At 72.7% G+C, this 13,885-nt stretch carries 10 protein-coding genes; 3 read left to right on the forward strand and 7 right to left on the reverse strand.

Translation table 11 applies throughout. The features are described from left to right. Positions 1 to 264 precede the first annotated feature (264 nt). Positions 265 to 1,089 (reverse strand): shikimate dehydrogenase, encoded by an 825-nt coding sequence (gene aroE, locus WMF20_RS13265; RefSeq protein WP_437613721.1) that lies wholly within the window; start codon positions 1,087 to 1,089, stop codon positions 265 to 267. Between the two features lie 306 nt (positions 1,090 to 1,395). Here aroE and WMF20_RS13270 point away from each other — a divergent pair, with 306 nt between their 5' ends. Further along, a complete protein-coding gene (locus WMF20_RS13270; RefSeq protein WP_437613723.1) occupies positions 1,396 to 3,666 on the forward strand; it encodes a molybdopterin oxidoreductase family protein in 2,271 nt (756 codons plus the stop codon). A gap of 168 nt (positions 3,667 to 3,834) precedes the next feature. Here WMF20_RS13270 and WMF20_RS13275 read toward each other — a convergent pair whose 3' ends face one another. After that, on the reverse strand, positions 3,835 to 4,371 hold the full coding sequence (locus WMF20_RS13275) for a trypsin-like serine protease (protein WP_437613725.1): 537 nt from the start codon (positions 4,369 to 4,371) through the stop codon (positions 3,835 to 3,837). Between the two features lie 144 nt (positions 4,372 to 4,515). Then, positions 4,516 to 5,577, reverse strand: a complete 1,062-nt coding sequence (locus WMF20_RS13280) for a serine/threonine-protein kinase (protein ID WP_437613727.1) — start codon at positions 5,575 to 5,577, stop codon at positions 4,516 to 4,518. Positions 5,578 to 5,815: 238 nt separating this feature from the next. On the opposite strand from WMF20_RS13280, the gene WMF20_RS13285 reads away from it, so the two are divergent. Next, positions 5,816 to 6,961: a hypothetical protein gene (locus WMF20_RS13285; protein WP_437613729.1), complete on the forward strand. Its 1,146-nt coding sequence runs from the start codon at positions 5,816 to 5,818 to the stop codon at positions 6,959 to 6,961. A 153-nt stretch (positions 6,962 to 7,114) separates the two neighbouring features. Here the strand turns inward: WMF20_RS13285 and WMF20_RS13290 are convergent, their stop codons facing one another. The 3 genes from WMF20_RS13290 to pepN form a co-directional block, all read right to left on the reverse strand. After that, positions 7,115 to 7,516, reverse strand: coding sequence for a DUF4156 domain-containing protein (locus WMF20_RS13290; RefSeq protein WP_437613731.1), 402 nt, complete (start codon positions 7,514 to 7,516; stop codon positions 7,115 to 7,117). A 300-nt stretch (positions 7,517 to 7,816) separates the two neighbouring features. Then, a complete protein-coding gene (locus WMF20_RS13295; RefSeq protein WP_437319716.1) occupies positions 7,817 to 8,488 on the reverse strand; it encodes a class I SAM-dependent methyltransferase in 672 nt (223 codons plus the stop codon). 33 nt (positions 8,489 to 8,521) lie between these two features. Next, positions 8,522 to 11,134 (reverse strand): aminopeptidase N, encoded by a 2,613-nt coding sequence (gene pepN / locus WMF20_RS13300; RefSeq protein ID WP_437613733.1) that lies wholly within the window; start codon positions 11,132 to 11,134, stop codon positions 8,522 to 8,524. Between the two features lie 702 nt (positions 11,135 to 11,836). Here pepN and WMF20_RS13305 point away from each other — a divergent pair. After that, positions 11,837 to 12,739 carry a Uma2 family endonuclease gene (locus WMF20_RS13305; protein ID WP_437613735.1) on the forward strand — a complete coding sequence of 301 codons (903 nt, stop codon included), beginning with the start codon at positions 11,837 to 11,839 and terminating at the stop codon, positions 12,737 to 12,739. Between the two features lie 50 nt (positions 12,740 to 12,789). On the opposite strand, the gene WMF20_RS13310 is transcribed toward WMF20_RS13305, so the two are convergent. Continuing rightward, positions 12,790 to 13,857: a lysylphosphatidylglycerol synthase domain-containing protein gene (locus WMF20_RS13310; protein ID WP_437617117.1), complete on the reverse strand. Its 1,068-nt coding sequence runs from the start codon at positions 13,855 to 13,857 to the stop codon at positions 12,790 to 12,792. Positions 13,858 to 13,885 lie beyond the last annotated feature (28 nt).

The raw sequence follows: 13,885 nt of genomic DNA on the forward strand, positions 1-13,885 counted from the left end.
TCCGGTGAGCGTTCTGTGCCAGGACGCGCCAGCGGCAACCCCGACCCGTGGGCAACCCGACCCAGGTTGAGGTTGGGCAACCCGACCCAGGTTGAGGTTGGGCAACCCAGGTTGAGGTTGGGCAACCCAGGTTGAGGTTGGGCAACCCGACCCAGGTTGAGGTTGGGCAACCCAGGTTGAGGTTGGGCAACCCGACCCAGGTTGAGGTTGGGCAACCCGACCCAGGTCGCGCACGGCGGAGCTCCCCCCGGAAGACGGCTCCTCTCAGGTCCCCCGCAGCGCGGCGATGACCGGCGCGGTGTCGGGCCGCACGCCGCGCCACAGGGTGAAGCACTCGGCGCCCTGCTCGACCACCATGCCGAGGCCGTCGGCGGTCTGCCTCACGCCGGCCGCGCGCGCGGCCCGCACGAAGGCGGTCGGCTCCTTCTTGTAGGCCATGTCATAGGCCAGCGAGCTCTCGTCCCACACGCCGTCGGGCAGGGGCGGCACCTCGTTGGTCATCGACGAGGCGGAGCCGTTGATGACCACGTCGAACCGCCCGACGATATCGGCGAAGCCGCCGGCGGCGAGCCGGGCGGCGCCCGCCTGCGCGCCAAACTCGGCGGTAAGCTCCACGGCCTTGCCGGCGGTGCGGTTGGCGATGAAGACCTCGGCCGGCCGCTCCTCGAAGAGCGGCAGCAACACGCCGCGCACCGCGCCGCCCGCGCCGAGGAGCAGCACGCGCGCGCCCATGAGCTCGCGGCCGAGGTTGCAGGTGATGTCGCGCAGGATGCCGACACCGTCGGTGTTGTCGCCGAGGATGGTGCCGTCGGCGCGGAAGGTGAACATGTTGATCGCCCCCGCCGCGCGGCCGCGCGGCGTCAGCTCGTCGGCCAGCGCAAAGGCCTCGAGCTTGAACGGCATGGTGATGTTCATGCCCTTGCCGCCGCTCCTCTGGAACTCGCGCACGGCGGCGGCGAAGCCGTCCAGCTCGCCGAGGATCGCGCCGTACTCCATGTCCTGCCCGCACTGCTCGGCGAAGGCCGTCTGCAGCGCCGGCGACTTGGCCTGGGCGATGGGGTTACCGATGATGGCATAGCGGTCGGTCATGGTCGTCTCCACGCCTCAGCGACGCGAGCAACGCGCGGGCCACACGCAACCTCGCCAGCGCGCGCCGCAGATCTACGACAGCGCCGAGCCTCTCGCCAAGCGCGCACGGCGATCCCCCTCGTCCGTCGGCGCGCCCTTCTCCGTCCCGCGCGCCGCCGTCGCGCCCGCCTGTACACAGCGTCAACCCGAGGTTGACGCCGCGAGCGAGCGCCGACGTGAGCATCGTCCCGCCTCGCGCCGTCGCGCCCGCGCAGGTCGAGCGCTGTCGCTCGCGGGCCGCGCTGGGCGCTGATAGCCTCGCGCGCCATGCCGAGCCACGGGACCGCGCGCACGCACCACCGCACCTGCAACATCTGCGAGGCGATGTGCGGGATCGACATCGAGGTCGACGGCGACCGGATCACCTCGATCCGCGGCGACGAGCGCGACCCGTTCAGCCGAGGGTACATCTGCCCGAAGGCGCTCGCGCTCCAGGACCTCCACGAGGACGGCGATCGCCTCCGGGCCCCGGTCCGGCGCACCGCCTCCGGGTTCCAGCGCATCTCGTGGGACGACGCCCTCGACGAGGTCGCCGGGCGGCTCCGCGACACCCAGCGGCGCCACGGCAGGGACGCCGTTGCGGTCTACCTGGGCAATCCCAGGGCGCACAACTACGCGTCGCTCCTCTACCTCATCCCGTTCCTCGAGGCGTTGCGGACGCGGAGCTGCTTCTCCTCGAACTCGGTCGATCAGCTGCCGCACCACCTCGTCTCGACCCTCCTCTTCGGGCACCAGCTGCTCGTCCCGGTGCCCGACATCGACCGCACCTCGTTCCTGCTCATCGTCGGGGCCAACCCGGTCGTCTCGAACGGCAGCCTCATGTCGGCGCCCGGCATGCCGCGGCGGCTCAAGGCGATCCGCGCGCGCGGCGGCACGATCGTGGTCGTCGACCCGCGGCGCACCGAGACCGCGGAGATCGCCGATCGCCACCACTTCATCCGCCCCGGGACCGACGTCTTCCTGATGCTCGGCCTGCTCTCGACCCTCTTCGCCGAGCGGCTCGTCGCGCCGGGCCGGCTCGGCGATTTCATGAACGGGATCGCCGACATCGAGCGGCTCGTCCGCGACTTCACCCCCGAGCGCGTCGCCGCGAGGGTCGGCATCCCGGCGGCGCAGATCCGCGAGCTCGCGCGCGCCTTCGCCGCGGCGCGCCCGGCCGTCTGCTACGGCCGGATCGGCGCCTGCCTCCAGGAGTTCGGCGCGCTCACCACGTGGCTCATCGCGGTGCTCAACCTGGTCACCGGCAACCTCGATCGCCCCGGCGGGGCGATGTTCGCCCGGCCGGCCGTCGACGTCGTCGCGATCCAGGACCTGCTCGGCCAGCGCGGCGATTTCGGCCGGAGCCGCAGCCGCGTGCGCCAGCTGCCCGCGTTCGCCGGGGAGTACCCCGCCGCCGCGCTCGCCGAGGAGATCCTCACCGAGGGCCCGGGGCAGATCCGCGCGCTCCTCACGATGGCGGGCAACCCGGTGCTGTCGACGCCGAACGGCCGGACGCTGGATCGCGCGCTGGCCGGCCTCGATTTCATGGCCAGCATCGACTTCTACATCAACGAGACGACCCGGCACGCCCACGTGATCCTGCCGCCGACCGGCCCCCTGGAGCGCGATCACTACGACCTCGCGTTCCACGCGTTCGCGGTGCGGAACACCGCCAAGTACGCGCCCGCGCTGTTCGCCCCGGCGGACGGCGCGCGCCACGACTGGCAGATCCTCGTCGAGCTCGGGGCGCGCCTCGCGGCGCCCGGGCCCGCGGCGCCGCTCGCCGGCCGCGCGGCGCGCCTCCTGTCGCGGGCGCTCCCGCCGACGCGGCTGCTCGACGCCGCGCTCCGCTTCGGGCCCTACGGCGCCGGCGTGAGCCCGCTGTCGGGCGGCCTCTCGCTGCGCAGGCTCGAGCGCGAGCCGCACGGCGTGGATCTCGGGCCGCTCGTGCCGTGCCTGCCGCAGCGGCTGTTCACGCGGTCCGGGCGCATCGAGCTCGCGCCGGAGGTCCTCGTCGCCGATCTCGAGCGGGCGCGCGCGGCGCTCGGCCGCGAGGAGCGCGGGCCGCTCGGCCAGGAGGAGCGCGGGGCGCTCGGCCGGGCCGCGGGCGGGGCGGGGGAGGCGGGCGAGCCGGGGCAGCGGGGCGAGGCGGGGTACGACCTCCAGCTCATCGGCAGGCGCCAGCTCCGGAGCAACAACTCGTGGCTGCACAACAGCCGTCGCCTGGTGAAGGGCAGGAACCGGTGCACGCTGCTCATGCACCCGGAGGACGCCGCCCGCCGCGGCATCGCGGCCGGGCAGCGGGTCCGGGTGCGCTCGCGGGTCGGGAGCATCGACCTCGAGGTCGAGCTGACCGACGAGGTGATGCCCGGCGTCGTCAGCGCCCCGCACGGCTGGGGCCACGGCCGCGACGGCGTCCGGCTCGAGACGGCGCGGCGGCACGCCGGCGAGAGCGTGAACGATCTGACGGACGACCTCGCGATCGACGCGCTCTCGGGCACCGCCGCGCTGAACGGCGTCCCGGTCCGCGTCGAGCCGGCCGGGGCCCCGCCGGCCTAGCTCCGCGCGTCAGCGATCCCTGGCGGGACGCATCGCCGAGCAGACCCGAGCGGCCGTCCCCAGGCGGGTTTCACCGAGCGGGTACCCAGAGGGCCGGCGGGGGGAGGGCGTTGCTGCATCGAGCTGGAGCGGACGATGTCCTTGCCACTCCCCGCCGCCGCACTCCTTTCAGTTGCCCGGATCCACGCAAGCGACTGCGCCGGTTCCGTCTCGCCCGCAGGTCTGGCCGAGCAGACTGCAGTCGGTCTTCGTCACCCGGCGCGGCCCCTCGTCGAGCGCCGTGCAGCGCTCGGCGGTAAAACCCTCGCAAACCCCGTCGATCTTGGTGTCTCCGCAGGGATCGGACCAGGTGCTCGCCTTCTTCGCGAACGCGAGCACGTCGGGGCCGAGCGTCGCGTAAACGGTCCCGTAATCGCAGGCGAGCTGGTTCGTCCGAATCACGCCGGAGGCCACGCCGTAGACGCGCAGCCTACCGCCCTCGGTACGCACGAGCGGGCTGCCCGAGTCGCCATAACAAGGCTGCGCGTCGCCTTCGCCGGCGCCCACGAGAGCCTCGTGCCCGGCGAGCAGGACCGCCTCGTCGTAGTGCTTGCGGAGCAAGCAATCGATATCGAACGCCGCCTCGCCTTCGTTGCCCTCCTCCTCGGTTTCGGCCAAAGAACGCGCGAGGTGCCCGCTGCGGTCGCCCGTCGTGGCCCATTGCATGAATGCCTCGCGGCAATCCGGAGCGCCTCGCGAAGGATCTCTTGCTCACGGCGCTCCGCGCACTCCGGCAGCTCCGCGCCCGCCCCGAGCGCCGCGTCGCCCGCTGCGGCGCTGGCGGGCACGCAGCTCTTGCAGCGCTTCAGCTCACCAGCCCACCGAGTCGATGTAACAGACGCCCGACCAGGCGGCGCTCGGGTCGATCACGAACTCGACCCCCAGCTGCTCGATGGGAGGCGAGCCCGAGCGGTAGCGGACGGTGAACTCGTTCCACGCGTCGCCGTCGAGGTTGCTCATGAACCGATAGTCGCCTTCCCAGAGCCCGTCCTTCATCAAGAGATACGGCTGCACAGAGACGATGCGGCTTGAGGCAGGGAGCCAGACGTGAAACGTGACGTTCTTCCCCGGGGAGACGTCCGGCGAGCGGACGAAGACGAGCTGCATCCTTGCCGGATCCTGCGCGCCCTGGCACCGCAACCCGCCGGCGCCGGCCTGCAAGGTCGCCGAGGCGGTCTCGAAGAAGCTCCCTCCCTCGAAAGGCATCCTCGCGGTGAGCAGCTGATACAGCACGACGCCGAGCGCCCAGATGTCGACGCGCGCGTCGACCGCCCGAGGCGAGCCGAGCTGCTCCGGCGCCATGTACAGCGGCGAGCCGAGCATGACATCCGTGCTGGTGATGAAGCCGTCGCCGGTCGCCCCCGGCGTAGGGACGATCTTGGAGATGCCGAAATCAAGCACCTTGAGGCGCACGGAGCCGTCGCGCCGGCGCGCCACGAAGAGGTTCTGGGGCTTGAGATCGCGGTGGACGATCCCGAGCGCGTGCGCCTCGCTGATCGCCTCGCACGTATCGAGTACGTAGCTGACCGCCTCGCCGATCGGGAGCGGACCACGTTCGCCCAGGAGCGCGCGCAGATCCATGTCTTCCAGGTACTCCATCACGATGAACGGAGCGCCGGACTCGAGGAGATCCACGTCGAAGACGCGGACGACGTGATCGCTCGTGAGCCTCGAGGCGGCGCGCGCCTCGCGAAGAAAACGCTCGATCGCGTCGGGGCGCTGGGCCAGCCACGAGTGAAGGAGCTTGATCGCGACGGGCTCTTCGAGGCGAAGGTGCCGGGCGGCGATGACGACGCCCATGCCGCCTGTGCCGAGGACACGCTCGAGCCGGTATTTCCCCCGGATGATCTGCCCGCTCTCGAACGTGAGCATGGAAAGAGATCTCGCCCGCGCGCGTAGCGCTCGGCGCCGCGCCCCCTCGCGTGCGGGAGTCTGGATGGACTGCGATGCTGGGAACGTCAAGCGCGACGACGGCCGCTCGTCCGGCTCGCGAAGACGCGCTCGGCTCTCCGCTCCCCGGGGCCGACGCCGGGGCGGCTCCGGGGTTGTCGCGCGGGCGCTGCGGATTACGCTCTCATGGTGGACACTGGGACATCGGATCGTGCTGCTCGTGAGCTACAACCACCTGGACCCTGTGATGTCGTCGCTCTTGGTGGATGTCGTCGCGACGGCCGGCCTCCTCGCCCTCGCCGTCCTCGCGCTCCGGCTGTCGCTCCGGCTGCGCCGCGCCACCGCGCTGGCCGACGCCTCGTTCAGGGCCAACGTCGCGCTCGCGCCCGGCGAGGGCGTCGTCCTGGGCACCGTCGAGCGGGAGCAGGGCGCCGACGTCGCCGTGCGCGTCGAGGTCGAGCAGAAAGGGTCCGAGCTCGCGAGCTCCGTCAGCTGGAGGCACGGGTGGTCCGTCAGCTGGAGGCACGAGTGGACCGAGACCGGCCGCAAGGTCCGCGCCCACCCCTTCTACCTCCGCCACGCCTCCGGCGCTCGCGTCCGTGTGGAGCCGGGCGAGGACGTGATGCTCGTCGACGCGCTGGACGGCATGATCCGGGTCGATCGCACCCGGCGCGTCCGCGTGGCCGAGCTCGTGCCCGGCGAGAAGGCCTTCGCGTTCGGCGAGCTCCGGCGCGCGCCGGATCCCGAGGCGCCCCCCCTGGGGTACCGCGAGAGGGCGCAGGGATATGTGCTCGTGCGCCCGCGCAGGCGACGCATGCTCCTCTCGTCCGAGCCGTTCGGAGAGCAGTTCGCGCGCAAGGCAGCGTTCCACCTGCGGTGGGCCATCACCGCGGGCGTCGCGTCGCTCGCGTTCAACGCCGCGTTCGCGCCCTTCCACGCGCGCCGCTGGCTGGGGGAGACGGTGGAGGTCCGCGTGACGCAGCTGCGGGAGAGCGATGACGACCGCGGCAGCTTCGACGTCACGATGCTGGGCCCTCACGGTGTCGCCTTCTCGGACGCGGTGTCCTATGCCGACGTCGACCGGGTCCGCGGGGGCGGGCCACTGCTGGAGGCGCGCTACGTCCCGTCGTGGCCGTCAGCCAGCACGATCGGCCCCGACGTGACGGCCCATTCCATCGCCTACGTGGCCTTGCCACTCTTCGGCGTCATCGCGATCGCCTACTTCTTCCGCGCGCACGCCGCGCTACCCTGGTACGAGAAGAAGCTGATCGAGCAGGGGAGCGGCCGGCTGGCCGAGAGCGAGCCGACCGCGTGGGGGGACCAGGAGCGCCCGGAAGGGGACCCCCGGGAACCCGCCTCCGGATGACTCATGAGCCAGGAACTTGGGACGTGATGCGCCACATTGCCAATGCTGGTGGGGAGCGGCGGGAGCGCTGGCGTCGACGATCGCTTCGCGCGGGCCGCGGTGATGCCGCGACCGCCGGGGCCTGAATGGCCGATCCGACTCGGGATCAGCCATTCAGAGGCCGACGAGCCGGGGCGGGCACCTGTAGGCGCTGCCCATGTGGGTGACGTCGGTCTGCTGGCCGGAGATGCTGTCTTTGTCTCCCGAGATCGTGTTCCCGGTGCTCGTGTTCTCCAGGACGACGTAGTTGCTCCCCATCTCGTGCGCCTTGTTCTTCATGTCGTTCACCGCGCCCTCTTGCAGGTTCGCGTTGCTGGTGAACGATCCGGAGAGCGCGCCGCCCTGCTCGCCGATCACCGTCCCGCGGAACCGGCAGCCCTGCGGGGCCGGCTGCCTGGTGACGATGACCCGCTCCGCGCCCGGGTTGAGCTCCACCGCAGCGCAGGCGGGCAGGAGCGTAGAAGACAGCAGCAACAGGAGGACGAGCGCGCACGCCTGGAGCATGTGGGTCTTCATACAGTCACCTTCTACTGCTCGCACAGATAGTGATCCTGATCCGGAACATTCAGCGATGCCAAGGGCTTATGTAAAGCTTGCAACTCGGCCTCACCGGGCGCCCGTGGGCGACTTGGCGAAGAAAACCATCACGAGGAGGAGAGACCGACGGCGAGAATATTCTTCGGCTTCGTCCCCGTCACAAGCGGGGGCTCCAGCAGCGGACCCGTGAAGCGCGGGATGGATCCTGCCGGAAACGCTGATGACGCCCATCGGTCGTGAGCGACCGCCGGGCCCTCGGCGCGCTGCTGACGCGCGGCCCTAGCCTGGTGCAGCGCTGGCCGATCCGCCGATCGCCTCGGCCGTGAGCAGCCGCGTCCTCCGGCCCGACGCGAGCGTGAGGTGCTGCCCCCAGCTCGTCTGGTGCGGGACCTCCCCGTCCACGATCTCGCTCGCCCGGATCTCGAACCCCGCGGCGCGGTAGGCGGGGCGCAGCGCGTCGTCGATCCACGCGTCCGAGAGCTCGGGGAGGCCGAGCCGCGCCGCGTAGGGCCGGTCGTCGAAGACGCTCTGGTTGAGCAGCGCGATGAGCTCCCCGCCCGGCCGGACGAGCCGGCGCAGCGCCTCGAGCACGGGCGCCTCGGGGAGCACAAGGGCCGAGAGCAGCGACGCCCAGGGGAAGTTCAGGGTCAGGGTGTGGGCGAGCCCGGCGAGCTCCTCGGGCAGCGCCTGCACCGACGCGACCACGAAGAGCGCGTTCGGCCGGCCGCCGCGGGCGGGCTTGCGGCTGGCGCGCCACGACACCTCGCGCATCCGCTCGCCCGCGGGGTCCACGCCGATGCAGTACGTGTCCGGGTGGGCGCCGGCCGACCGGTACACGAACCGCCCGTCCCCCGTGCCGACGTCGATGAGCACGCGCGCGTGGCCGGCGAGCTTCGCCTCGAGGTCCGCGCGCGTCCACGTGACGGACGCCTTGCCGAGCTGCACGATCATCGTCGCCTCGAGGCCGCCCTCCCGGCCGCCCGCTCAGCGCGGGGCGCCGCCGCTCCCCGCGAGGGCGCCCTGGGGGGCGCTCGCCGCCGCGAGCTCCCGGCAGCCGATCGCCCGCGTGAGGTCGTCGATCGCCTCGCGCAGCATCCGCACCAGCATCGGCAGCCGCGGCGCCGCGCCGTCCGGGGCCTGCTGGAGCGCGGCGAGCCGCGCCTCGGCGGCGGCGAGGAGCTCCCGATCGACGCGGTACGACGGGAACAGGTGGGTGAAATACGCGGACGCGAGCTCGTGCGTCCGCGTCTCGAAGACCTGCTGCACCCGCTCGAAGAACCCCTGCACGTACGGCTCGAGCAGCGCGCGCTGGAACGACCAGTTGAAGCCCGACATGGCCGCGCTCGTCAGGTGCAGCGAGCCGTACCCGCCCTCGTGGAAGCGCTCCCACGCCGCGGCCTTCGCCGCCGGATCCGGGCGCGCCGTCTCGGCGCGCAGCGCCGCGCGCTGGCCGCGATCGGACGGGTCGCGCTCGCGCTCGGCCGCGAGCCGCGCGTCCGCGCCGGCCATGCCGCGCGCGATCCACTTCACGGCGACCGTCCAGCGCATCTCCTGGTCGATCTCGAGCCCCTCCACCTCGATCTCGCCGTCCACGAGGCGCGCGGCCAGGGCGAGATCCGGCGCGGCGTAGGCCGCGTTGAGGAGCGCCCGCGCCCACACGATCTGCGCGTCGCCGCGCGGGGCCGCCCGGAGCGCCGCGAGGGCGAGGCCGGTGAACGCGCTCGCCTCGGCCTCGCGCGTCGGGTCGGGCACGTAGCGCGCGAGGGCCATCACCGCGTTCGAGAGCACGGGCTCGACGAGCGAGAGGTCCGGCTCGGCGGGCAGCTTGTCCCTGACCAGCGCGAGGTACGCGGGGGAGGCGAGCTTCTGGTCGCGCACCATGCTCCAGAGCGACGACCAGAGCAGCTGGCGCAGGAGCGGATCCTCGACGCGGCCCATGTGCTCGCGCACGAACGCGAGCGAGCCCGCGTCGAGCGCGATCTTGGCGAACGTGAGGTCGTTGTGGTTCGGGAACACGAAGAGCGGCGCGCGCTGCCCCCGCGCCGCGGCGACGTCGGTGGCCGCGCCGTCGATCTCGGCGGGCACCGCGTCGACCACGAGCGCGCCGCCCTCCTCGCGCGCGAGCGCCACGTCGATGCGGTGCGGCCGGAGGGTCGGGTAGTCCTCGGGGGCCGTCTGCAGCACGCGGAGCCGGCCGATGCGGTCGCCGTCGGGCTCCCACTCGGCGGTCAGCGTGTTGAGCGACGCCTGCTCCAGCCAGACGCGCGACCAGGCGCCGAGGTCGCGGCCGGAGCCCTCCTCGAGCGCGGACAGGAACTCGCGCAGGGTCGCGTTGCCGTACTGGTAGCGCTTGAAGTACCGGCGCATCCCGTCGCGGAACGAGGGCAGGCCGATCGCGGCGACGAGCTGCTTCATCGCGGCCGCGCCCTTGCCGTAGGTGATGCCGTCGAAGTTGAGGAACGTGTGCTCGGTGTCCGCGAGCTCCCCGGCGATGGGGTGCGTCGTCACGAGCTGGTCTTGCCGGTAGGCCCAGCTCTTCATGACGTTGAACGCCTTCCACACGGTCGGCTGGAACCGGGTCGCCTGCTCCATGGCGAGGAAGGCCATGTACGTGGCGAAGCTCTCGTTGAGCCAGAGATCGTTCCACCACCGCATGGTCACGAGGTTGCCGAACCACATGTGAGCCATCTCGTGGAGGAACACCTCCGCGCGCGTGAGGCGCTGGTGGTCGGTCGGCGGGTCCCGGAAGATCATCCGCTCGCTGTGGGTCACGGCGCCGGCGTTCTCCATGGCGCCGGCGTTGAACTCCGGGACGAAGACCTGATCGTACTTGGTGAAGGGGTACGGGTAGTCGAAGAACTCGGGGTAGAAGTCGAAGCCCTGCTTGGTGATCGTGAAGAGCTCGTCCGGGTCGAGGTGCTTCGCGAGCGATCTGCGGCAGTAGAGCCCGAGCGGGATGCCGCGGTGCTCGTCGCGGACGCCGCTGTAGGGGCCGGCGATCAGCGCGAAGATGTAGGTGCTGAACCGGGTCGTCTCCTCGAACACGCGCGTCGAGCGCCCCGGGCCGGCGTCGAAGGTGCGGCGGATGCGGGCGTTGCCGATGACCTCCCAGTCGTCGGGCGCGGTGACGGAGAGGCGGTAGCTCGCCTTGATGTCCGGCTGGTCGAAGCAGGGGAACAGGCGGTGGGCGCTGAACGGCTCGAGGTCCGAGTAGAGGTAGTCCTCGCCGTCCTCCGGATCGCGGAAGTGGTGGAAGCCGTCGCCGGTGTGGTCGTAGTCGTTCTCGTAGACGACGCGCACGCGCGTCTCCGGGTCGAGCAGCCGCCCCGGGAGGCGGATGCGGCAGTCGGACCACTCGGGCTCGACCGGGACGCCGTTGATCTCGAGCCGCTCGATGCGCCGGCCGCGGAAGTCGATGAAGGTGTCGCCGCGGCCGCGGACGTCGAAGTAGGCGATCGCCTCGCCGCGGTAGCCGTCGTCGCCGCGCGACAGGTCGAGCGAGAGCTCGTAGCGCGCGCTGCCGATGCGCGCGGCGCGCTCCTCGGCCTCCTTCTGGGTGAGCACGTCCCGTCCAGGGCCGCCGGTCTTTTCCGTCATGACGTGCACACCCTAGGACGAACCCCCGGAGGGTGGCCAGCGATCTGGCGCGGTCGCGAGCGCTGCCTCGCCGCGAGGCGCAGGGGGAGGCGGCTGCCGGGCGGCCGGTGGAGGGATGGGGGAGCGGACGGCGGGGCGAGGGAGCCGACCCGGGTTGGGGGACGAGGGAGCCGACCCGGGTTGGGGGACGAGGGAGCCGACCCAGGTTGGGGTACCGACCCAGGTTGGGGTACCGACGCCCGGACGGCCTCCGGACGGAGCAGCGCGCCCTGGTTCTGTGCCAGAACGGCGTTGTTCTGTGCCAGGGGAGGGGGGTCCGGCACCGGCACAAACGCAATGCATTGCGACACACCGGGGTCCGGACCCCTCGAGAACGCTCGGCGGAGCGATTTTCAGGGCAAGATTGTGCCAGAAATCGCGTTCTTTGATGAAATTCTGTGCCAACGACCCCGTGCTCCCCCTCCTTTTTGTGCCAGAAGGGGGGTCCGGACCCCTTCGGACCGCAATGCAGAGCGCTGGCGGAGGTGCCGGACCCCTCCCGGGACGCAATGCAGAGCACGCGCGGAGGTGCCGGACCCCTCCGGCGAAGGCCGCGCGAGCGGGTGAGCGCGGCGCTTGCTCGGCGCGGTCCGGGCGCCCCCGAGGGGCCGAGGCCGGGCGCGTGCCGTGGTGGCGCGTGCGCAGGCTCGCTATGATCGGACCATGCAGCGCGCGCCGACGTCCTGGGAGATCGACCCCGACGATCCTCGGGCTCCCCCGCAGGAGCTCTGGGATCGCATGACGCCGGAGGAGCGGCAGCGCGTCCTCGACACGCTCCCGTCGGAGTTCGAGGTCTCGGAGGCGAGCCCTCCCGAGGGCGACTTCCACTTCAACCCGAAGGTGGCGGCCCGGGACACGCTGGGCGGGTATTTCCAGCGTATCGGGCGGCGCGTGTACCTCGCGTGCGAGCTGCCGGTCTATTACCCGGCAGAGCGGATGTTCGCGCCGGATCTCATCGCCGTGCTCGACGTGGAGGTGAAGGAGCGGGCCCACTGGTCCGTGAGCGCCGAGGGAAAGGGCGTCGACCTGGCGCTGGAGATCCTCTGGAGCGGGAGGAGCAAGAAGGATCTCGTGGACAACGTCGCCCGCTACGCGTCGCTGGGCATCTCCGAGTACTTCGTCTTCGACCGGCGCCGTCGCCAGCTCCGCGGCTTCCGGCTCGTCCAGGGCAGCGGGCGCTACCAGCCGATCGTCCCGCAGGAGGGGCGGCTCACGAGCGCGGTGCTCGCCCTGGACCTCGGCCTGGACGGCGATCGGCTGCGCTTCTTTCACGGGCAACATGCGCTGCCGGAGACGCGCGAGCTGCTCGACAGGCTCGGCACGATGGTGGGCGACCTCGAGGCGCGCATCGAGCGGACCGAGCTGCGCCTCGATGAGGAGAGACGGCGGCTCGACGAGGAGCGGCAGCGCGCCGACGAGGAGCAGCAGCGCGCCGACAAGGAGCGCCAGCGCGCCGGCGAGGCGCAGCAGCGCGCCGACGAGGAGCGCCAGCGCGCCGACGAGGCCGAGCGGCGGCTGGCCGAGGCCCTCGCCGAGCTGGAGCGCCTCAAGCGCGAGCGCCGCTGATCTCCCGCCGGAGGCGCGCGCGACCTCCCTGGCCCCCACCCGAGCCCGGCTCACCGCGCCGGAGGGCTGCGCCGCCACGCCAGCGCGGCGGCGATCCCGGCGAGCGCGAAGGCCGCCTGGAGCAGGTGCACGAGCAGCGACACCGCGATGGCGGAGCTCGCGGTGAGCCCGAGCAGCGGGGCGGCGAGCGTGAAGGCGCCGTCGGTCGCGCCGATCTGACCCGGGATGAGGTCGCCGGCCGCCGTGCCCGCCGCGCCCACGCCGTACGCGGCGAGCGCGCGGAGGGGGCCGCTCTCGGCGCCGACGGCGGCGAGGAGCACGGCGTACTGCGCCGCCTGGAGCGCGCGGCCCGCGACGCCAGCGGCGAACGGCCACCCCGGGACGGGCGGGCGCTCGCGCACCGCCTCCTGGAAGGCGGCGGTGAGCTGGCCGGCGCGGGCGAACCGCCGGGTGATCCACGCCGAGGCGGCGCGCTGCCGCGCCGCGAAGGCGACGCCGAGGCCGCTCGCGACCAGGAGGGCGGCGTGCGCGAGCACGCCGAGGGCGAACGGGGAAGCGCCGCCGCCGATCCGGAAGAGCGCCGCGGCCGCGAGGAGCGACAGCGGGGCCGCGCAGAGGAGCGCGAGCGACTGGTTCGCGGTGGCGATCGCCGCCGCGTGCGGGGCGCCGACGTACGGGGACAGCAGCGCGGCCTTGACCGCCTCGCCCGCGGCGCGGCCGGCCGGCATCAGCGCCATGACCGGGTAGGTGACCGCGTGGATGCGAACGAGCTCGGCGACCCGGACGCGCCGCGGGGCGCAGAGCAGGCCGGTCGCGAGCGTCTCGCAGCCGACGCGCGCCGCCTCCAGGGCGACCAGGAACGGCAAGAACGGCGCGGCGCGGACCACCGCGGCGAGCATCTCCGCCGCGCCGACGTGGCGGATGAGCGCGGCCAGGGCGGCCAGGCCGAACGCCGCGAGCCCCGCGTGGAGCAGGGCCCTCCACCGCGCACGGCGGGCGGCGGGCGCGTTCAGGGCGGCGGGCGGAGCGGCCGGGACGAGCGCCCCGCCGACCGGCGCGGGCCTGGGATCGCCGCCGGAGCATTCCTCTGCCGCTCGGGCCGGAGGCAAGGGAGCCATGGGGAAGGGGGGGGCTGCGAGGCGCATG

It is taken from the genome of Sorangium sp. So ce834, from assembly GCF_051521425.1.
In the GTDB taxonomy this organism is placed as follows: domain Bacteria; phylum Myxococcota_A; class Polyangia; order Polyangiales; family Polyangiaceae; genus Sorangium; species Sorangium cellulosum_D.